The sequence below is a fragment of the Salegentibacter mishustinae genome, from assembly GCF_002900095.1.
GTDB lineage: Bacteria > Bacteroidota > Bacteroidia > Flavobacteriales > Flavobacteriaceae > Salegentibacter > Salegentibacter mishustinae.
Window position 1 is genome coordinate 1,211,621 of the sequence record NZ_LLKN01000002.1, and the last position, 21,065, is coordinate 1,232,685.

The 21,065-nt window shown below is 41.9% G+C and carries 21 protein-coding genes and 1 pseudogene; all 22 read left to right on the forward strand.

What is annotated here, in order from left to right; genetic code table 11:
• Nucleotides 1–113: 113 nt before the first annotated feature.
• Nucleotides 114–530, forward strand: coding sequence for an HYC_CC_PP family protein (locus tag APB85_RS08385; protein WP_057481156.1), 417 nt, complete (start codon nucleotides 114–116; stop codon nucleotides 528–530).
• A gap of 135 nt (nucleotides 531–665) precedes the next feature.
• Nucleotides 666–4,448, forward strand: a complete 3,783-nt coding sequence (locus APB85_RS08390; RefSeq protein WP_057481157.1) for an efflux RND transporter permease subunit — start codon at nucleotides 666–668, stop codon at nucleotides 4,446–4,448.
• A 64-nt stretch (nucleotides 4,449–4,512) separates the two neighbouring features.
• Nucleotides 4,513–5,721 (forward strand): TolC family protein, encoded by a 1,209-nt coding sequence (locus tag APB85_RS08395; protein ID WP_057481167.1) that lies wholly within the window; start codon nucleotides 4,513–4,515, stop codon nucleotides 5,719–5,721.
• A gap of 25 nt (nucleotides 5,722–5,746) precedes the next feature.
• Nucleotides 5,747–7,576, forward strand: coding sequence for an efflux RND transporter periplasmic adaptor subunit (locus APB85_RS08400; RefSeq protein WP_057481158.1), 1,830 nt, complete (start codon nucleotides 5,747–5,749; stop codon nucleotides 7,574–7,576).
• A 43-nt stretch (nucleotides 7,577–7,619) separates the two neighbouring features.
• Nucleotides 7,620–8,132, forward strand: a complete 513-nt coding sequence (locus APB85_RS08405; protein ID WP_034892138.1) for a DUF3347 domain-containing protein — start codon at nucleotides 7,620–7,622, stop codon at nucleotides 8,130–8,132.
• A gap of 73 nt (nucleotides 8,133–8,205) precedes the next feature.
• Nucleotides 8,206–8,652: a hypothetical protein gene (locus tag APB85_RS17410; protein WP_037314436.1), complete on the forward strand. Its 447-nt coding sequence runs from the start codon at nucleotides 8,206–8,208 to the stop codon at nucleotides 8,650–8,652.
• Between the two features lie 245 nt (nucleotides 8,653–8,897).
• A pseudogene (locus APB85_RS17665) lies at nucleotides 8,898–9,023 on the forward strand (P-II family nitrogen regulator); the annotation flags it as partial.
• Nucleotides 9,024–9,147: 124 nt separating this feature from the next.
• Nucleotides 9,148–9,735, forward strand: a complete 588-nt coding sequence (locus APB85_RS08425; RefSeq protein WP_057481159.1) for a DUF3347 domain-containing protein — start codon at nucleotides 9,148–9,150, stop codon at nucleotides 9,733–9,735.
• The gene (locus APB85_RS08430; protein ID WP_057481160.1) at nucleotides 9,736–10,188 is read left to right on the forward strand and encodes a heme-binding domain-containing protein; all 453 of its coding nucleotides are present in this window, start codon (nucleotides 9,736–9,738) and stop codon (nucleotides 10,186–10,188) included. It begins immediately after the preceding gene.
• A gap of 301 nt (nucleotides 10,189–10,489) precedes the next feature.
• The gene (locus APB85_RS08435; protein WP_057481168.1) at nucleotides 10,490–11,386 is read left to right on the forward strand and encodes an IS1595 family transposase; all 897 of its coding nucleotides are present in this window, start codon (nucleotides 10,490–10,492) and stop codon (nucleotides 11,384–11,386) included.
• Nucleotides 11,387–11,434: 48 nt separating this feature from the next.
• Complete coding sequence (locus tag APB85_RS08440; protein ID WP_057481177.1) at nucleotides 11,435–12,004, forward strand: helix-turn-helix domain-containing protein; 570 nt, start codon at nucleotides 11,435–11,437, stop codon at nucleotides 12,002–12,004.
• Nucleotides 12,005–12,081: 77 nt separating this feature from the next.
• A complete protein-coding gene (locus APB85_RS08445; RefSeq protein ID WP_083482177.1) occupies nucleotides 12,082–12,627 on the forward strand; it encodes a DUF3347 domain-containing protein in 546 nt (181 codons plus the stop codon).
• 32 nt (nucleotides 12,628–12,659) lie between these two features.
• Complete coding sequence (locus APB85_RS08450; RefSeq protein WP_057481170.1) at nucleotides 12,660–13,154, forward strand: DUF305 domain-containing protein; 495 nt, start codon at nucleotides 12,660–12,662, stop codon at nucleotides 13,152–13,154.
• Between the two features lie 11 nt (nucleotides 13,155–13,165).
• The gene (locus tag APB85_RS08455) at nucleotides 13,166–15,616 is read left to right on the forward strand and encodes a multicopper oxidase domain-containing protein (protein WP_011709133.1); all 2,451 of its coding nucleotides are present in this window, start codon (nucleotides 13,166–13,168) and stop codon (nucleotides 15,614–15,616) included.
• A 5-nt stretch (nucleotides 15,617–15,621) separates the two neighbouring features.
• The gene (locus APB85_RS08460; RefSeq protein ID WP_057481171.1) at nucleotides 15,622–16,938 is read left to right on the forward strand and encodes an APC family permease; all 1,317 of its coding nucleotides are present in this window, start codon (nucleotides 15,622–15,624) and stop codon (nucleotides 16,936–16,938) included.
• Nucleotides 16,939–17,045: 107 nt separating this feature from the next.
• Nucleotides 17,046–18,725, forward strand: a complete 1,680-nt coding sequence (locus tag APB85_RS08465) for a multicopper oxidase family protein (protein WP_057481178.1) — start codon at nucleotides 17,046–17,048, stop codon at nucleotides 18,723–18,725.
• Nucleotides 18,726–18,800: 75 nt separating this feature from the next.
• The gene (locus APB85_RS08470) at nucleotides 18,801–19,415 is read left to right on the forward strand and encodes a hypothetical protein (protein ID WP_057481172.1); all 615 of its coding nucleotides are present in this window, start codon (nucleotides 18,801–18,803) and stop codon (nucleotides 19,413–19,415) included.
• 10 nt (nucleotides 19,416–19,425) lie between these two features.
• Nucleotides 19,426–19,617 (forward strand): SHOCT domain-containing protein, encoded by a 192-nt coding sequence (locus APB85_RS08475; RefSeq protein WP_034892159.1) that lies wholly within the window; start codon nucleotides 19,426–19,428, stop codon nucleotides 19,615–19,617.
• A 3-nt stretch (nucleotides 19,618–19,620) separates the two neighbouring features.
• The gene (locus APB85_RS08480) at nucleotides 19,621–20,007 is read left to right on the forward strand and encodes a DUF302 domain-containing protein (RefSeq protein ID WP_034892162.1); all 387 of its coding nucleotides are present in this window, start codon (nucleotides 19,621–19,623) and stop codon (nucleotides 20,005–20,007) included.
• 33 nt (nucleotides 20,008–20,040) lie between these two features.
• Nucleotides 20,041–20,199, forward strand: coding sequence for a hypothetical protein (locus tag APB85_RS17290; RefSeq protein ID WP_160319236.1), 159 nt, complete (start codon nucleotides 20,041–20,043; stop codon nucleotides 20,197–20,199).
• Between the two features lie 170 nt (nucleotides 20,200–20,369).
• Nucleotides 20,370–20,534 (forward strand): hypothetical protein, encoded by a 165-nt coding sequence (locus APB85_RS17480; RefSeq protein ID WP_229792230.1) that lies wholly within the window; start codon nucleotides 20,370–20,372, stop codon nucleotides 20,532–20,534.
• Between the two features lie 63 nt (nucleotides 20,535–20,597).
• A complete protein-coding gene (locus APB85_RS08485) occupies nucleotides 20,598–21,059 on the forward strand; it encodes a DUF2231 domain-containing protein (protein ID WP_229792231.1) in 462 nt (153 codons plus the stop codon).
• Nucleotides 21,060–21,065: the final 6 nt, after the last annotated feature.

A 21,065-nucleotide genomic window follows, 5' to 3' on the forward strand; every position in this document is an offset into this window, starting at 1 on the left:
AAGTTTGATTCTTTTATTTTTGTCGAAAATAGTATAGGAAGTAAAAGTTTAACATAACGAAAAGAATTATTAATGTTTTTATATTTCGTTGTTTTATATATATTTGCAATCTTATGAAATCGTTTTTCCATAAAATATTATCTGTAGCCTTGGCGAGTTTGGTATTTGTTACCACTATGTCGTTTACTGTAAATATGCATTATTGTGGAGATTCATTGGTTGATTTTGCTTTATTTCATAATGCTCAAACCTGTGGTATGGAAAATCAATCATCCCAAAAAAGTTGTGAAGCAGGTTTTTCGGAAAAATCTTGCTGTTCAGATGCACAAATAGTGAATGACGGTCAAGATGATTTAAAAACATCTTACACCAATTTAAGCTTTGAGCATCAAGCCTTTGTTGCTACTTTCTTTTATACTTATATTAATCTTTTTGATGGACTGGATAAGAACATTGTTCCATTTAGAGATTATACACCTCCTTATCTTGTAAGGAACGTACAAAAACTACACGAAACTTATTTAATTTGATTTTAAACAGTTTCCGATAATTATCGGAAAGATTTGCTCTATGGTTACTTCCATCTTGGGCTTACTTTGTTGTGTTTAATTTTCTGATATTATCAGAAAGTTATTCAATGTATAACTGTTTAATTATCAATAAAGATGCTAAATAAAGGCATAAAATTTCTTATAGAAAACAAACTAGTAGCAATTATCCTCCTAGTCCTTTTTGTAGGCTGGGGCGTGGTAAATGCCCCTTTTAATTGGGAAACCGGTTTAATTCCGCGCGATCCCGTGGCGGTAGATGCCATCCCCGATATTGGCGAGAATCAACAAATTGTCTTTACCAAATGGGAGGGGAAATCCCCCCAGGATATAGAAGACCAGATTACCTATCCCCTTACTACTTCGCTCCTGGGAATTCCCGGTGTGAAAACCATCCGGAGTTCCTCTATGTTTGGGTTTTCCAGTATTTATATCATTTTTGAAGAGGATATTGAGTTCTACTGGAGCCGTAGCCGGATTTTGGAAAAACTCAATTCCCTGCCGGCAAACCTGCTTCCCGAAGGTGTAAACCCTGCCCTGGGTCCCGATGCTACCGGGCTGGGCCAGGTTTTTTGGTACACCTTAGAAGGACGTGACAAAGATGGCAATGTTACCGGGGGCTGGGATTTGCACGAACTGCGAAGCATTCAGGATTATTATGTGAAATATGGACTTTCCGGTGCCAGCGGGGTTTCCGAAGTTGCATCCATAGGTGGCTATGTGCAGGAATATCAGGTAGATGTGGATCCCGAACTGATGCGTCAATACGATATTTCCCTGGCACAGGTGGTAAAGGCCGTAAAGGAAACCAACCGTGATATTGGTGCACAAACCTTGGAAATAAATCAGGCCGAATATTTGGTACGTGGGCTGGGCTACGTTCAGGAAATAGAAGATATTGAAAATGCCGTGGTAACTTCAGAAGAATTTACCAGTATCAAAATAAGCGACATTGCCAAAGTAAACCTGGGTCCGGAAACCCGCCGTGGTATCCTGGACAAAGAAGGTGCCGAGGTGGTTGGCGGAGTGGTTGTGGCTCGTTATGGCGCAAATCCGCTGGAAGTAATCAATAATGTAAAGGATAAAATAAATGAACTTAGCCCCGGCCTGCCCACCAAGGTGCTGGAAGATGGTCGCGAGTCGCAGGTAACTATTGTTCCATTTTACGATCGTACGCAACTGATTCAGGAAACCCTGGGCACGCTTAATGAAGCCCTTACATTGGAAATCCTGATTACGGTACTCGTAATTATCGTTATGGTTTTTAACCTACGGGCCTCCATCCTCATTTCCGGTTTATTGCCAGTAGCGGTTTTAATGGTCTTTATCTCGATGAAGTTCTTTAATGTCGATGCCAATATCGTGGCCCTTTCCGGTATTGCCATTGCTATTGGGACCATGGTGGATGTGGGCGTGATCTTATCTGAAAATATCATCCGGCATCTCGATCAGGACAAAGAACGGAAATATTTGACCACGAATGAAATCGTGTACAATGCCACTGCCGAGGTTTCCGGGGCAATTATGACGGCCGTGCTTACCACCATTATCAGTTTCCTTCCCGTCTTTACTATGGTGGGGGCAGAGGGGAAACTGTTCCGCCCACTGGCATTTACCAAGACCATGGCACTGGTGGCTTCCCTAGTGGTTGCGCTTTTCCTTATTCCGCCATTTGCCGCATCTTTCTTTAAGAAACGGACCCGGCGTACTTCCGCGGGCTGGGTAATACAGGGGATTCTGATAATTGCAGGGCTTACCGCTATTGTTTTTGGATATTTCATCGGTATTGTCCTAATTGCTTTTGGCGTAACCGGAATACTGCTTCTTAAAAAGAAAATTAGTTCCAAAAGATCAAATGTTATCAATATAGCTATTTCGGCTTTCGCCATAGTGCTACTTTTAGCCGAGTATTGGCGTCCGTTGGGTCTGGAAAAAAGTGTTTTCTGGAATTTTATTGTGGTAGGGATTATATCCTTTGGTTTGCTGGGTGTTTTTGCCCTGTTCCAAAAATTTTATACCCGCATCCTCAATTGGGCCTTGCGCAATAAGTTGTTGTTCTTGTCGGTGCCCACCGTTTTGGTTATTCTCGGTTTTATGATTATGCGCAACATTGGGCAGGAATTTATGCCCTCACTCAATGAAGGCTCCTTCTTGTTGATGCCCACTTCGCTGCCCCATGCAGGTGTAGAGGAGAACAAGCGGGTCTTGCAGCAGCTGGATATGGCCGTGGCCGCTATCCCGGAAATTGAGACGGTAGTGGGCAAGGCAGGTCGTACAGAGTCTGCCCTGGACCCTGCACCTATATCCATGTATGAAAATACAATCCAATACAAACCTGAATATATGCTGAATGAACACGGCGAACGCCAGCGCTACCAGGTAAATGAAGACGGTTTATTTATGTTAAAAAATGGCAAATTGGCAATAAACCCAAGTTTAGAGGTGGACGAAGATGCAGCTGGCAGTTATAATGACAGCGAAATCGTGGAATTCCACCGCGTAAAAAACAAACAGCTCATTCCAGATGATGACGGGGAATATTACCGTAACTGGCGCCCCGAAATAGAGTCGCCAGATGATATCTGGAACGAGATCACCGCCGCCACCAAGCTGCCGGGGGTAACCTCGGCGCCCAAGCTCCAGCCCATCGAGACACGGCTGGTAATGCTTCAAACGGGGATGCGCGCACCTATGGGAATCAAAGTGCAGGGGCAAAACCTTCGACAAATAGAAGATTTTGGACTCCAACTGGAAGACCTGTTAAAGCAAGTGGAAGGTGTAAAAGACGAAGCCGTTTTTGCCGACCGTATTGTTGGAAAACCTTACCTGCTTCTTGATATCAAGCGTGAACGTTTGGCTCGTTATGGTATTAGCATAGAAGAAGTTCAGCAACTTTTGGAGGTTGCTGTGGGAGGAAAACGCCTAAGTCAAACGGTGGAAGGACGCGAACGCTACGGTGTACGCGTGCGCTACCCAAGGGAATTGCGGGACAGCCCGGAAGATATGGGCAATATCTATGTTCCGGTTGAGGGCGGCTCGCCGGTGCCGTTAGATGAGTTGGTAGATATCCGTTACGAGCAGGGGCCGCAGATAATAAAGAGTGAAGATACCTTCCTTATTGGCTATGTGCTTTTCGATAAACTCGATGGTTTTGCCGAAGTGGATGTAGTAGAAAATGCCCAGGCCCTTATTCAGGATAAAATCAATAACGGGGAGCTTAGCGTGCCCAAAGGCCTCAGCTATAAATTCACGGGGACTTACGAAAACCAGATTCGCGCTGAAAAAACGCTGAGTGTTGTGGTGCCACTGGCACTGATGATCATCTTTTTGATCCTGTATTTCCAGTTCAAAAAGGTTTCGACCTCATTGATGATCTTTAGCGGCATCCTGGTGGCATTTTCCGGTGGGTTTATCCTCATTTGGCTCTATGGCCAGGGTTGGTTCCTGAATTTCGACTTTTTTGGCGAAAACCTTCGGCATATGTTTCAGATAAAAACCATAAACCTGAGTGTGGCGGTATGGGTAGGCTTTATCGCCCTCTTTGGCATTGCGACCGATGATGGCGTTGTAATGGGGACCTACCTTACTCAAACCTTTGATAGGAACGAACCCAAGGACCGGGAAGAAATCCGTAAATCAGTAGTGGAAGCAGGGTCCAAGCGTGTTCGCCCCGCCTTGATGACCACGGCTACAACAATCCTGGCACTCCTGCCCGTACTGACGTCTTCGGGGCGTGGCAGCGATATTATGATCCCTATGGCCATCCCCGCGGTTGGAGGTATGTCTATAGCACTAATCACATTGTTTGTAGTGCCGGTGTTGTTTAGTTGGAGAAAAGAGGCCGGTTTAAAAACCCTGGAGACGGCGAATAATGACAAGAGAATAGAAAATAGAAATTAGAAGAAAGCTTTTTACTATGAAATCAAAAGATATTTTAATAATAAAATTGAATAGAAGAAGCGGAATGCTGACGGTGCTTGTCTCTCTTTTCTTTTTTCTTACAGGAACAGCCCAGCAGCTACAGCCTTATCTTACCGAGGCTTTGGAAAACAACCCGGACATACAGGCCTTTGAACTGCGCTATGAGACGGCAAAAGAAAAGGTGGAAGAAGTGGGGGTGCTCCCGGAAACCCAGTTCAGCGTAGGCTATTTTGCCAGCGAACCGGAGACCCGAACAGGCCCGCAGCAGTACAAACTATCGGTACAGCAAATGATTCCGTGGTTTGGGACTATTACGGCAAGAGAGAATTATGCATCAAGCCTTGCCGATGCACAATATGTGGAAATCGCCACGGCCCAGAGGCAACTGCTGCTAAATGTGGCCGAAAATTATTACAGGCTTTATGCCATTAGGGCAAAGCAACGCGTATTGGAGGAAAATATAGACCTGCTGGAAGCCTATGAGCAGCTTGCACTTACTTCCCTTGAAGTGAACCAAGCTTCATCGGTAGATGTGCTTCGCCTGCAAATGCGGCAAAACCAGCTACGGGAACGTTTTGAAAACTTCGATGAAGAATTTAAAGCTGAACAAGCTACTTTCAATGCCTTGCTCAATACCAGGCCCGGTGCCGCGGTAGAAGTTTACGATTCTCTGGCGGTGCCACAGGAAGACCCGGTACAGTTGCCAGAAGTTCCACAGGTGCACCCGGAGTTGTTGCGTTTTGACAAGCTGTATGAATCGGTAGGGGAAGCAGAAAAAATGAACCGAAAGGAAGCCCTGCCCGATCTGGGATTTGGCCTGGATTACGTTGCGGTGGGGGAAGCCACTGCGATGCAAGCCCCGGATAGCGGAAAGGACATCCTGATGCCGATGGTCTCTATAACGGTTCCAATTTTCGGTAATAAATACAAATCGGTTACGCGGCAAAATGAACTGAAGCAACGTGAGCTAAATGCACAACGGGAGAACCGGCACAACGAATTGGTGTCGCGCCTGGAAGCCGCGGTGAGCAATAGGGCAGAGGCACGCATAAGCTACCGTACCCAGTTGCTCAACATCGAGCAAGCCAATGATGCCGAAGAAATCCTCAGGCGGAATTACGAAACCGGTACCATAGATTTCAATGATGTGCTGGACGTACAGGAGTTACAGCTAAATTTTGAGCTGAACCTGATAGAAGCGGTAAAAAACTATTACCAAGCCAGTGCGAACATTAATTATTTAAGTGAATAATTCAGAATAAATTAAAACAAAAACGATGAAGAAATATATCATTTACACCGGATTAGTGTTAGCAGGATTGCTCCTTGGCTATCTGTTCTTTGGTGGCAATTCGTCTGAAAAAAATGTCGAAACAGCCACTACAGAAGAACACAATCACGAGGAGGAAAACCAGCTGTGGACCTGCTCTATGCACCCGCAGATTATGCAGCCCGAACCGGGCGATTGCCCCATTTGCGGGATGGACCTTATCCCTGCCGAGAGTGGCGGCGGCGAGGTTGGGCCGCAACAAATAGAAATGTCTGAAACCGCCCTGGCTCTGGCCAATATCCACACCGTGGAGATCGGCGATAGCCTCTTAGGGGATCACGACCTGGTGCTCTCCGGGAAGATCGTGGAGAACGAAGAGGTGAAAAGTGTGCAGGCTTCTTATTTTGGCGGCAGGATAGAAAAACTTTATATAAATTACACCGGGGAGGAAGTACGCCGCGGGCAGGTGTTGGCCACTATTTATTCCCCAGAGCTGGTCTCTGCCCAGCAGGAATTGCTTACCGCTGTGGGGATGAAGGACTCTCAGTCCCGGTTATACGAATCTGTACGCCGAAAATTGAAATTATGGAAACTCAGCGACAAGCAAATTGAAGAAATTGAAGCTTCTGGGGAAGTTAAAGAATATTTCCCTATTTATGCTACGGTTTCAGGTACGGTGACCGAAAAACTGGTGGAAGAAGGTGATTATGTAGAGCAGGGCCAGTCCCTTTATGAGATTGCCAACCTTAGTATTGTATGGGCACAATTTGATGCTTATGAAAACCAGATTGCCCAGCTTGAAGAAGGGCAACAGATTAGCGTGACTGCCAATGCCTTGCCGGGAAAAGAATATGAAGTGCCCATTACTTTTATTGAACCACTGCTTAATACTGCCACCCGTACGGTAACTGTACGTGCAGTCCTGCCCAATAAGGAAGGTCGTCTAAAACCCGGAATGTTCGTGCGTGGAAAAGTGGCACCGGCCAAGAAAAAAAATGCAGATATTGAAGAACCCCAGCTTATTACAGTGCCAAAATCGGCCGTGATGTGGACCGGGGAACGTTCGCTGGTTTACGTACAACCCAATCCAGACAGGCCTGTCTTTGAAATGAGGGAAGTGAGCCTGGGTGCCGCAGCGGGTGGTAATTATGCGGTTACAGATGGCTTGAGTACCGGAGAGCGCATTGTGGTAAACGGTGCCTTTACCGTAGATGCTGCCGCACAACTCCAGGGCAAAAAGTCTATGATGAACAAGGACGGAGGCAAGACATCTACCGGTCACGAGGGCCACGCCGGTATGGACATGGCAGGTAGCGAGGGTAATGCCAATATGGAAACGGCAGGAACCGGCAACGTTGACCATACCGAAATGCAGGAACGCATCGTGGTACCTGAAGAGTTCACCAACCAGCTAAATGGCGTTTTTGATCAATATTTGAAGTTGAAAAACGCCCTGGTGGAAGATGAGGCCAAAACCGCCCAAGCAACTGCAAATAAAGTACTGGAAGCAATGAACAAGATAGATATGAGTCTTTTAGAGGATCGTGAAGCTCACGACCACTGGATGCTGATTTCAAAAGAAGTAATTGGTGCTGCGGAAAAAATAACGGAGAGTGAAGATATTTCTACTCAGCGGGATCATTTTAAACACCTGTCTGCCCATTTGAGCAAAGCGATGCAACTTTTTGGAGTGGGACAGACCGTTTATAAGCAATTTTGCCCTATGGCAGATGACAATGCGGGAGCCTACTGGCTCAGCCGTTCAGAAGAGATCAAAAACCCTTATTACGGTAGCGCAATGTTAACCTGCGGCGAAATCGTGGAAACTATAAACTAAAGCAGGGAAGAACAAATTTTTATAACCTTTAAAACCTATTAAGATGAAAAGAACAATGATGATGCTCCTTCTAACTTTGTTAAGCATGGGAGTTTATGCACAACACGACCACGACAATATGGCTGGTCATGGTGAAGAAATGCAAATGTCGCCTAAGTTCAAAGACAAAGATCTGGGCGCTGCTTATGAACATTACCTATTGGTAAAGGACGCTTTAGTGGCTTCAAATGATGCAAAGGCCGCCAAGCATTCGATGAAACTCGAGAAAACTTTGGCAAAAGTGGAAAATGCTGAGACGGCTCGCAAAGAAGCTTCGCAAATGGCCGGTGCCACTTCTCTGGAAGACCAACGTGACAATTTTAATGCTCTTAGCGATGCAATGTTGAAACTGGTTAAAAATGGGAAGCTTGCCAAAGGTGAAATTTACCTGGAATATTGCCCTATGGCAAACTCTAATAAAGGCGGCTATTGGCTTTCCAATGAAAAGGCGATCAAGAACCCATATATGGGCCAAAAAATGCTGAAATGTGGTAGTGTAAAAGAAACTATCAATTAATAAAGTCCTGCAAGGTATGGATAGACTCTTTTTTATAGGTCTATCCATTTTGCAGGCACAAAATTAGAATGAAATGAAAAATACATTCAAAGTTCTAACAGCGGTATTTCTTCTGGCCGTGGTTTTTGGTGCTTGTAACTCCTCTGGGGAGCAGCAAAAACAAAAAAAGCAAGACAAACTGGCTACAGAAATTAGTACAAGTACCGCCAATAAACAAACCTTTTCTTTAGATTTTCAGATAGGAGACAAGTTGCCTAATGACCTGGTATGTATGGTAAACGATGCCTATATGGCCAAACCGCAAATCCCGGTTCCGGTAAACGGGAAAACCTATTATGGTTGCTGCGAGATGTGCGTGGGCACCTTGAACAACGAAGAATCTGCAAGGATGGCCACCGATCCCCAAACAGGGGAAAGAGTGGATAAAACCGAAGCCTTTATTGTACTGCTTGACGCGAATGGCCGGGTTGGCTATTTTAATTCAGAAGCGAATTACACAGCTTACACAAAAAAGAGCTAAGCATAACAAAACTTATTTCAACTTAAATTTAGAAGATATGAATGAGATCAAAGCCTTTATCAGACCCGAAAGACTTAGTGAAGTGACCATGAATCTGCGGGAAGAAAACTTTTGTTGTTTTACCGTATTTCAAGGCGAGGGGGTTGGAGATTACACTGATTCCAAAACCGCTTCCCCCAGTTTGAATTTTCCATTTATGCACAGCAAAGTCATTAAAATGGAGATAGTGTGCGAAAAATGAGGATGTAGATAAAATTGTAAATATTATAAAAGTAAGTGCCCGTACTGGCAAAAGCGGGGACGGGCTCATCTATGTAAGCGACGTGGAACAGCGTATAAAAATAAGGACTGGGGAAAAGGAAAGCCGGTAAGTGCTTTTTTTGTTTCCGGTCGAACAACCAAGTAAAATACTAAGTTCCGGGCTGTGTTTTATGGCATCCGGAAAATTTAATTAATTGCAGTAACAGAAATATCAACCTTTTAAAAACAAGAAAAATGAAAACAGTAAAAGTAAGTTTGGGAGTGATGGCTATGGCATTTGCCGTAATAAGCACTTCTTGCAAGAACAACGAGAAAAACAGCAATACAACTATTGAAGACGCGGCGACCGAGCGCGCTGTCCCGATGGAAGAAAACAGGATGGAAAGCAGCAATGCTGCCCAAACCGATGCCAGCCTGACCACATACTTGGAGCTTAAAAATGCCTTGGTAAATGACGATCAGGAGGCCGCGGCCAAAGCCGGGGAAAAAATGGTGGGACAGTTAAAGACCTTTAAAACGGAAAACTACGAACAGAACGACCAACAAGAACTGCAAGATATCATAGAAGACGCCACTGAGCATGCCGAACACATTGCGGAAAGCCCCATAGGCCACCAGCGGGAGCATTTCGACATTTTGAGCAAGGACATGATAGACTTGGTGGCCATTACCGAAACCGACCAAAAGCTGTATCAGGCTTATTGCCCCATGTACAATAATAACAAAGGTGCGCAGTGGTTGAGTGCAACCAAAGAAATCAAAAACCCCTATTATGGAAGTAAAATGATGAACTGTGGAGAGGTGCAAAGAGAGATTAACTAAATGAAGACAATCAAAATCATTGTACTGGTTTTTTTTGTTGTGTTCGTGGGTATCCAGTTTGTGCCCACCAACCGCAACCAAAGTGAAGTGGTGCCAAAATCCGATTTTATGCTGGTGAACAATGTCCCGAAAGACGTACAGGATAAATTAAAGGTTTCCTGTTATGATTGCCATAGCAACAATACAGCATACCCTTGGTACAATAAAATACAACCAGCTGCCTGGTTTTTAGAGGATCATATAAAAGAAGGAAAAGATGAATTGAATTTTAATGAATGGGGTGAATATTCCGACCGAAGAAAAAACAGCAAACTCCGGTCAATCATCAGTCAGATTGAAGATGATGAAATGCCGCTGGATTCCTACACTTTTATCCATTGGGATGCTAAATTTTCAGAATTGGAGAAAAAGGAAATCATAAAATATATGACCCAGCTTAAAAATAGTTTATAGGGGATTTTTAAAATAAACAATATCATATCCCAAAAAAGGAAAGGAATTTTTTCATTGATTGGTTAGTTAATCTTTTTCTTTTGAGAGTATGATGTTAAAGTCCTGTGAGGGAAGGGTATTCTTAAATTTAATTAGTTTATAAAGCCTCTTCCCTTGACAGGCACAAAAACCAAAAAATGAAATATTGTTGGGCCGCTTGGTAAAATGAGCATGGTAGCTTAATTAAATACTTAGGGTATGATAAAAAAATAATTGAGTTATACATATAAGAGCCGTATATTAGCCCTTGTAAACATTGATTATGGATAAATTTAAAGGTAAAAATATCCTAGACTTTATGAAAGTCTTTCCGGATGATGGGTCATGTAGGGAATATTTGGCTAACTTGAAATGGCACGATGGATTTACTTGTCCAAAATGCGGTCATACTAAAGGATGCTTAAAAAAAGACCATAAGTATCATTGCTATGGTTGTGGAAAGGTAGAATCTTCAACGGCCGGAACACTTTTTCATAAGGTCAAGTTCGGGCTACGAAAAGCCTTTTGTATCGTTTTTGAGATGAGTACAACTAGCAAAAGCCTCTCCAGTATCCAAATGGGCGAACGTTATGGTATCCGCCAGGGCACAGCCTGGTATTTTATGCACAAAGTACGCTCGGCAATGGAAAGCAGCAAAAAACATCCTTTGAAAGGTTTGGTTCATGTCGATGAATTTATCATTGGCGGACAAGAAGAAAATGCTCCTGGCAGAAGCTACAACACCCGTAAAACCAAGGTTATAATAGCGGTGGAGCTTAATGAAGAACGCAAAGTTAAACGTGCCTACGCCAAGGTAATTGACGATTATTCCGCCAAGTCATTTACCCCATTGTTCGAACAGCATATATCTGAAGAAGCAAAGGTGGTTACCGACAAATGGCGAGGTTACAGCCCATTAAAGAAAAAGTATAATATCGAGCAGGTACCTAGTAATAAAGGAAAAAATTTCAAGGAACTTCATATTATAATCCACAAGATAAAGTCTTGGTTGAGGACAGTTCATGCGCCTATTTCAAAACAACATGTCAGAAGGTACCTGGATGAATATTCATACAGGTTGAATCGATCACAGTCAAAACAAACCATTTTTCACAATAATATAAAGAGAATGATACAAGGAAAACCACGGCTACATTCCCAAATTATTAATGGTAGCTAAATGTATAGCTCAATAAAAGAGATTTTCAGAAAACATTACCAAAAAATTATGATTATAGAAGTCTTTGTTAAAAATATGGTTTGCAATAGATGTATTAAGGTGGTAAGGAATGAGTTACTTGAAGCAGGTATAGATCTACAGGAGGTTGAGTTGGGTCGTGTAGTTTACCAAAGTAACCACCCTGATATGGATCATGCCAAGTTGCTTAAAGTACTTAGCGAAAACGGCTTTGAACTATTAGAGAGCGATGAAAAAATTTTAATCGAAAAGGTAAAACTTAGTCTAATACGGCTTTTGGAAAACCTTCCCCTGCAAAAATCAGGGACTTTATCCCGCTACTTATCCAAAGAAACCAAAATTGATTATTCGCGGTTGAGTCGGATTTTTTCCTATACCGAAAACATAACGGTAGAAAAGTATTTTATAAAGCTGAAAATTGAAAAAGTAAAAGAGCTCATTCAGTCCAAACAATATAATTTTACCCAGATTAGTCAGCTATTGGATTATACTAATGTAAATTATCTTTCCAGGCAATTTAAAGCAGAAACAGGGATGAATTTATCTCAATATAAAAAACTTAATAACAATTTTAGAAATTCTTTAGACCAAATTGTGTAAGTATCTATCATAATTGTAACAATATAAGTTGCCGATAAAAAGTAATTTAGAAAATTGTAACCAATCAAAAATATCAAATGAGAAAATTATCAAAAATTGGGATGTTATTTCTAGTGGTCTTGATCTTTGTTTCCTGTATGGATAAAGAAAAAGGCCAAAGTGTAGAAATTAATACTCCAGAGGAAGTAAAAAATGCTGAAAAGCAAACTGAAGATATTGCTGACCAGGATTTTATAGATGGTATGACTGGAAAAATCTGGCATAATTACCTGGAAATTAAAATGGCACTTACCAATGATGACTCCGGCCAGGCAAAGGATGCAGCGAAAAGTATGGCCGATTCTTTCTCAGAAGAGCGTGCAGAATTAAAATCTATCGCTGAGCAATTGGGAGACACTGATGATATTGGGGAGCAGAGAAGATTATTTTCAAAGTTTACAGAATTGGCTGGGCCTATGTTTGAGGAAGCCCTATCCGGTGGGACCATTTACAAGAAATTCTGTCCTATGGCTTTTAATAATGATGGTGCATACTGGTATGCTGATGTAGAGGAGATTAAAAATCCATATTTCGGTGATAAAATGCTGAATTGTGGTTCCGTAAAAAAAACTATAGAAAAGTAAAATTTCCCAATAAACCTTAAAAACCCAATTAGATGAATTCAGAAAATAACAATAACCACAAGTCTGGTGGAAGCAATTATGGTCGGTTTTTCCTAATGCTCGGCTTGTCTTTCGTAGCCATGTATATCACGATGTATCTTAATACTTATGAATATGATCATGTGTACTTTAGTTTAACCCGTTTCTATATGACCTGTCTGGGAATAGCGGCTATGGCAGTAATCATGTTATCTCTTATGCTGAAAATGTATAAAAGTAAGAAGAAGAATATCGCTATTTACATCGGTAGCCTGGTGTTATTTGTTTCAGCCTTAGGTTTGGTAAGGGCACAACGTCCCATTATTGGAGATGTCTTATATATGAAAGCGATGATCCCTCACCATTCCATTGCAATTTTAACCAGTAAACGGGCAGACCTTCAGGATCCTGAAACCAAGAAACTGGCCGAAGAAATTATTGAGGCCCAGAAAAGGGAAATCGCCCAAATGAAGAAGATCATTTATCGTTTGGAGAACGAAAATAAATAAAATAACAAACTATGAAATTGAAAAATTACTTTCTAATCCTACTGATATTTTTAGGTTTTTCGGGTTACAGCCAGGAAGAATTAGAGGCATCCGTAGAAGGAAACGTTGACGATCTGCCTGTGCGGGAATACACGTTGACCTTGCGGGAAGAACAGGTCAACAAGGCTGGCAAGCCGGTTATGGGTATGACCGTAAACGGTCAGATCCCCGGGCCCACATTAGATTTTAATGAAGGGGAATATGCCATAATTTATGTGAAGAATGAAATGAGCGTAGAGTCTTCCATTCACTGGCACGGTATGTTGCTGCCCAATTTTTATGATGGTGTACCCTACCTTTCTACCCCACCTATAGAACCCGGCAAAACCTTAAAATATGAATTTGCAATAAAGCAAAATGGTACCTATTGGTACCATTCCCATACGATGTTGCAGGAACAGAGTGGTGTTTTTGGCTCCATCGTCATACAACCGAAAGACAAAACATTGGAGTATGATAAAGAGCAGGTTTTGGTATTGTCTGACTGGACCAATGAAAAGCCCCAGGATGTAATGCGGTTTTTAAAACGGGGCACAGAATGGTACAATATAAGAAAAGGGACGGCCACACCGCTCAACCAGGTTATTGCCAGGGGGGCACTGGGCGCGCAGGTCGATTTTTGGAGACAGCGTATGGAAAGCGCGGATATAGCGGACATATATTACCCGGCGTTCTTAATAAATGGAGAAGAAAATGTGGAATATCCCGAATTCAAACCTGGGGAGAAAGTACGCCTGCGCATTATTGACGGCTCTGCATCAACTTCATTTTGGATGGCCTTTGGCGGCCCAGACCCTTTGCTTGTCTCGGCAGATGGTAAAGATGTTGTTCCTGTTAAAAGAAACAAAACCTTTATTGCCGTTGCGGAAACCTACGATTTTATCGTGACCATACCGGAGAACGGCAAACTGGAATTTAAAATTATGGCCCAGGATGGCTCCGGAACCGCAACTGCTTACTTGGGCCAAGGCCCTATCGTTGCCGCCCCTGATGTTTCCAGACCGGATAAAATCGGGATGATGCAGCAAATGGCCAAAATGAAAATGAAAATGGGTGCACCCGCTTTAAAATTCCGCCCGGGCAAAGACGAGCGATATCAGATGAAGGAGAAATGGGGCATGCAAATGGACGATAATATGCAGATGGAAGGAATGAAGGAAATGAATATGGATATGATGAATGGGGACAAGTCCAATGGTAAGGATATGGAAATGAAGAAAGATGAAATGGACGGAATGCAAATGGATATGAAAAAGGATTCGATGCAGATGGACCGTTCCAAAATGGCCGGGATGGATACGAAAAAGGATACCAAAATGAAAGAGGCCTCTCAAATGGAGGATATGAACAAGACGAACCCGACTGCCGGACGGGAAGTAATGGACGAAGCAGATGGCATGCAGGGAATGGCTATGTTTTCGCAATACAACTATGACTACCTGAAGTCGCCAGAGAAGACCAGCTATGATCCCGATGTGCCCGTATCCGAAATCCTACTGAACCTTACCGGGAATATGCAACGCTATATCTGGAGTATGAACGGTGTCCCTTTATCTGAGGCAGATAAAATAAAAATCAAGGGAGACGAGGTGACCAGGATTACTTTTAACAACCTGACTATGATGCACCACCCCATGCACCTTCACGGCCACTTCTTTAGGGTCATCAATGAAAACGGGGAATATTCCCCTCTAAAACACACGGTCAATGTACCGCCAATGCAAAAGGTGACCATTGAATTCTATGGCAATGAATACGGCGATTGGTTTTTCCATTGCCATATCCTTTACCATTTAGTAGGTGGTATGGCACGCATTGTAAGCTATGACACCCCTAGGGATCCAAGGTTAGAGGAATATCCTGTCTCCAAGCTCTTGGATGAGACCGATCAGTATTATTCCTACGGAATGATAGATGCGGCATCGCATATGACCACATTGAACCTGATATCGTCCAATATCCGAAATCAATTCAGTTTTCGGGGGGAATACGGGTGGAACAAGAATATGGAGGTGGAAGCTGCTTATGATAGATACCTTTATGATTATTTGACAGTTTTTGCCGGTGTAAATGTCGAGAACGGAATGGAGGATAGCCTCGATGAGATAACAACAACAGCAATAGCAGGTGTACGATATCTCACTCCTTACTTATTTACGTTGGATGTGCGAATGGACAGCAAATTGCGCCCGCAAATTAGCCTGAGCCGTGCGATCAGTATTTTTCCGCGAACAATATTGTTCGGAATGTACGAGTACCAGGCAGATTTTGGGTGGGTAGATGAACTGCCTCAAGGAAATAATTTCAAAAAAGAGGTTACCTGGAGTACAGGTATTGAATATTTTTTATCCAAGAATTTTTCCTTGATGGGAAGCTATGACAACCGTTTTGGCGCTGGTGGTGGATTATCATTACGATTCTAAACAATATGGGAAATTATAAAGAAAACAGTCTAAGCCTGGTGGGTGCAATATCAATGGGAACCAATGTTATGATTGGTGCAGGGATCTTTGCGCTTCTTGGTCAAGTGGCAGAACTTTCTGGTGAGTATTTTCCAATAGCTTTTATTGTGGGTGGAATTATATCAGGATTTAGTGCTTATTCCTATAACAAGATGTCTAATGCGTATCCATCTGCAGGAGGTATCGCCATGTATTTGGAGAAAGCTTATGGAAAGGGACTTGTAACTGCTTTTGCAGCTTTACTGATGACGTTCTCTATGATTATTAATGAAAGTCTGGTGGCCAGGACCTTTGGTAGTTATACGTTGCAATTGTTCGATGCGCCAAAAGACAGTTATCTCATTCCCGTTTTAGGGGTGGGCCTACTCATTTTTGCCTTTGTAATTAATATTGCAGGCAATAAGGTAATAGGGAAATCCTCCCTTGCCATGGCGATCCTCAAAACCGGTGGGTTATTGATCTTTGCCGGAGGAGCTATCTATGCCTCGGGTTTTGTAGTATCAGATTTAGTACCTTCAGGAGGTACCGGCGGGGAAAGGGGAGTAATGGAGTACCTTGGAGCACTGGCTTTATCTATCCTTGCCTATAAGGGTTTTACTACTATAACCAATAGTGGTGGTGAAATTGTGAAACCACACAAAAACGTGAGCAGGACCATTATCATTTCATTGCTTATTTGCGGGCTAACCTATTTACTCGTTTCGTGGGGGGTGATTTCCAACTTGAGTATTCCTGAAATCATTGAGGCCAAAGATTATAGTCTAGCTGAAGCTTCCAGGCCATTATTTGGTCAATTTGGTTTATGGTTTACCGTGGCTATTGCTATTATCGCCACTATTTCTGGAGTAATTGCCAGTGTTTTTGCAGTTTCAAGAATGACTGCTATGTTAACTGACATGAAGTTGATACCTCACAGTCACTTTGGTATGAAAGGGAGTATACAAAAGCATATGCTGGTGTATATTATAGTAATTGCCATTGTGCTTACTATCTTTTTCGACCTTTCCAGGATAGCCTCCCTTGGCGCAATATATTATTTGGTGATGGATATTATTATTCATTGGGGAGTGCTTACCAAAATGAGAAAGGACATAGAAGCCAAAGCTGGGATCGTAATAAGCGCAATAATTTTGGATGTGGTAGTTTTGGGTTCCTTCGTTTATATTAAAATAGAACGTGATCCCACCCTAATTTGGATAGCATTTGGTTCTATGTTGCTCATATTTTTAGGTGAAAAATGGTTTCTAAATCGAAAACCTCCAGAAAAAGGGGCGGTAGATTAGCTGTTAAGCAGCCTGCGACTTTTAAGTTGTCGAAGTATCTAAAATTTAAGCGGGGCTGTAACTTTCCTTGTGCTGAAATTGTTACGGATGCCATTCAAAATAATATAATGATGAAAAAAAACGTAAACAGAAGGAATTTTATACAAACTGCAAGCCTGGCAGCAGCAGGTTTCTATGTAATGCCTTTTTTTGCCTCCTGTAAATCGGATACCTCCACCCGGCATCCTGAGACCGTAAATAAAATGGACAAGGATTTTATTGCCGATTTAGATCTACAACTTACCGCATTACCTTCCCAGACCAGCATCTATCCAAACAGTAGTACCAAAACATATTCCTATAAAGCATCTATCATAAAAGGTAGCGAAGATAATTTACAAAATATAGAGGGTAGCTATTTAGGACCTGTTATTCGGGTAAAGAAAGGGGATAAGGTTAGGGTGAGGTATGAAAACCAGATTCCGGCCGAATCTATTGTGCACTGGCATGGCCTGCACGTGTCTCACGAGAATGATGGCCACCCAGAGCATGTAATAAGTGAAGGCGAAACCTACTATTATGAATTTGAAGTAATGAACAGGGCTGGAACGTATTGGTTTCACCCACATCCGCATAAACATACCGGGGAACAGGTATATAAGGGACTGGCAGGATTGTTTATCGTATCTGATAAAGAAGAAGGAAAATTAAATCTACCCCAGGGTGAATATGATATTCCCGTGGTGATCCAGGACAGGACTTTTAATGATAATAAACAGCTCCAATACCTGGGCGATGGAGAGATGGATCGAATGCAGGGTTTTTTAGGTGAGCAAATATTGATCAATGGTAAAATTGATAATACCCTGAACCTGGGCGCAAACGGGAAATATCGTTTAAGGCTCTTAAACGGTTCCAATTCCAGGGCTTATAAGTTGGCGTGGGACAATGGTGAACCTATCACAGTATTTGGTGTGGACGGGGGGCTATTGGAAGCGCCAAAAAAATTGCCCTTTCTAATTTTAGGGCCAGCGCAGCGGGTAGATGTATGGTTGGATTTATCTCAACAGTCAGAAAATAGTCGTATTAAACTGGTCCATTTACCTATCCCACTGGACATGATGGGTGGTGGCATGATGAATGGCGGGATGATGGGAAATAGCAGTAGCAATCACTTGCCTTATGACACTCAGTTTGATATTCTGGAAATAAATGTGGGGGCTTTCGCAGAAAACAATGCTCAATTACCTGGTGAGCTCAGTTCTTTCAATACATTGGCGGCCACAGATGCCATCAATAAAGACAATCCCAGGACTTTCACCTTCGCTATGGGCGGAATGATGGAATGGACCATTAACGGTCGCACCTATAATGGCACCGAAGTAGCTGAAGAAGAGACCGTGAAATTAGATACTACCGAAATTTGGCGTATCAATAATGGAAACCAGTTTTCTTCAGATCCTGATGATGACAGCGGAATGATGGGCGGCGGAATGCATGGCAACGGCGGAATGATGGGCGGTCAGGGAGGCATGGGAAATATGATGCAAATGCCACATCCTGTTCATATCCACCAATTACAATTCAACATCTTAAACCGAAACGCTGATAAGGTAGATGATAAGCTTTGGGAAGCAACCAAAGACGGTTTTATCAACGAAGGCTGGCAGGACAGCGTTTATCTTTTACCAGGAATGCAAATGGATTTGATCATGCGATTTGAAGACTATAAAGGATTGTTTCTATACCATTGCCATAATCTGGAGCATGAGGATATGGGCATGATGAGGAACTTTAAAATAGTGTAGAAAGAACAGGATAAGAGAATTATAAAAAAATATAACTGAACGATGAAAATTTTATTAACTCTAAAACAAAGTAAAATGAAAACAATTGTAAAAACCTTAATGATTATAGTAGCAGTAGGAACATTGGTAAGCTGTAAATCAACATTTAACGCTTCTGAAGCAATGGATGTTCCAGACAATCGAAACGCTGTTTACCAGGAAATTATTTCGAACCCAAACCAATTCAATGAATTTATTGATCTGGCACAACAAGACGAAGGGGCAAGAAAACTCATGATGCAAAACCATATGCAAATGATGGAATCTGGCAAAATGAAAGCCATGATGCAAAAGAACCCGGGGATGAAAAAAAAGATGAAATCCCACATGGAGAAAATGATGGATGATCCTGAAATGAAAGAAATGATGGGGAAAATGATGAAGAAGAAAATGAAGGAAAATCCGGAAATGAAAGAAAAAATGATGCATGAGATGATGCATTCCATGGAGAATGATCCTGGATTCAGAAAAAAAATGATGCAGGGGATGATGAAAAAAATGAAAGAAAACCCGCAAATGATGCAGGAAATGATGGAAAAAATGCATGATGATCCCGAGATGATGGAAAGAATGAAGCAACATATGGATAAAAAGAAAGGGGATGATTCCAAAAAAGAAGCCGGAAAACATGAACATAATCCAAAACCATAATTAGGGGATAATGATGATGTTTTGGTGGATTGTAATAGGGCTTATTGTCGTGGCAGCAGTCTTTCTGCCCTTAAGTAATTGGTTAGGTAAAAATCAGAGAACAGGCGATAGCCCTATACAAATACTTGAGAAAAGATACGCAAAGGGAGAAATAAGTAAAGAAGAATTTGAAGAGCAAAAAAATAATCTCAAAAGAAAATGACTTATGAAATACTATTTTAATAAAACGATAAAAGGAGATTTTGAGCAGGTAATTGATCAGGTAACCCGGGAACTGGAAAAAGAAGGCTTTGGCGTTTTAACTGAAATTGATGTTACTGGCACTTTAAAGAAGAAACTGGATGTGGATTTCAGAAATTATCGCATCCTGGGAGCATGTAATGCGCCTTACGCCCATAAGGCATTAGAGGTCGAAGATAAGATTGGCACCATGCTGCCTTGTAATGTTATAGTTCAGGAGAAAGAATCGGGCCAAATTGAAATTGCGGCCGTTAACCCTATAGCCTCGATGCAGGCTGTAGAAAATAAAGCTTTGGGAAAAGTTGCCCAGGAAATAAAAGGGAAACTCGAAAAAATTATTTCAAAATTATAGTTAGACGTTTTTAAAACTAACCAGATGAAAAATATGAAATTTATACTGTTGCTCGTTTTTATTGTAGGAATTAATTTTTCTTTAATGTCCTGTAGGGAAACCACAGAGACAGAGCATGACGATATGGATGATATGGAAATGCAGGATGAAGGGATGATGGAAGAAGATGATATGCAAATGGATCACGACTAGGATATGGATCTTGAAGGAGGTCACGATCATTAAACAACATATTTGATCAAAGTTTTTTGAAAATGGAGGGATTTTGTCTTAATATTAATTAGTTGAAAACTTCGATTCCTCTCCATTTTCTTTCCTACTTGCTTTATGACATATTTCTAATAACCAAAAAAAGATAACAGATGAAAAATTTTTTTCTCATATGCCTTGTTTCTTTGGTGCCAATTATGGTACAGGCTCAGGAAAATCATGAAAGCCACGAACACCCTTCAAACACTGAAGAACGAAATATTGAAAAGGATTCAATTCCTGCTCAAGATTTGGAGTCTAAAGAAACCAATGAATAAAATTTAGAACAGCACAAGAATGAAGTGAAAGCCGGGTTGGACGAATTTCCAAACCTGCATCCTATGGTTGTTCATTTTCCTATTGTCCTACTCATTTTTGGGGTAATTTTACAACTTATCCAAATTTTTATATTAAAACCTAATATGGATTGGGTGATTTTGCTTATGGTGGGTGTTGGCTTTATGGGAGCTTATATTGCCGGGGTATATGCCCATCCTCATACACATGATTTAACTGAAACAGCCAAAAGTGTGCTGGAACAACACGATAAATTTGCTGAATGGACTATCTATTCCAGTGCCATCGCGGCTACTTTAAAATTGGTGAGCGTGTTTTTACTTAAACAGAACCGCCTTTTTGAAATTTTAGTTTTTCTGGTGCTGGCTTTTTCAGCTTATTCAGTTTCAGAAGCTGGGCACTATGGCTCGCAATTAGTTTACCTTGAAGGCGTAGGACCACAGGGCAACTACCTGGAACCTGAAAAAACAAATGAGAATAGCAAAGACGAAGGACATTCGCATTAAATTGCA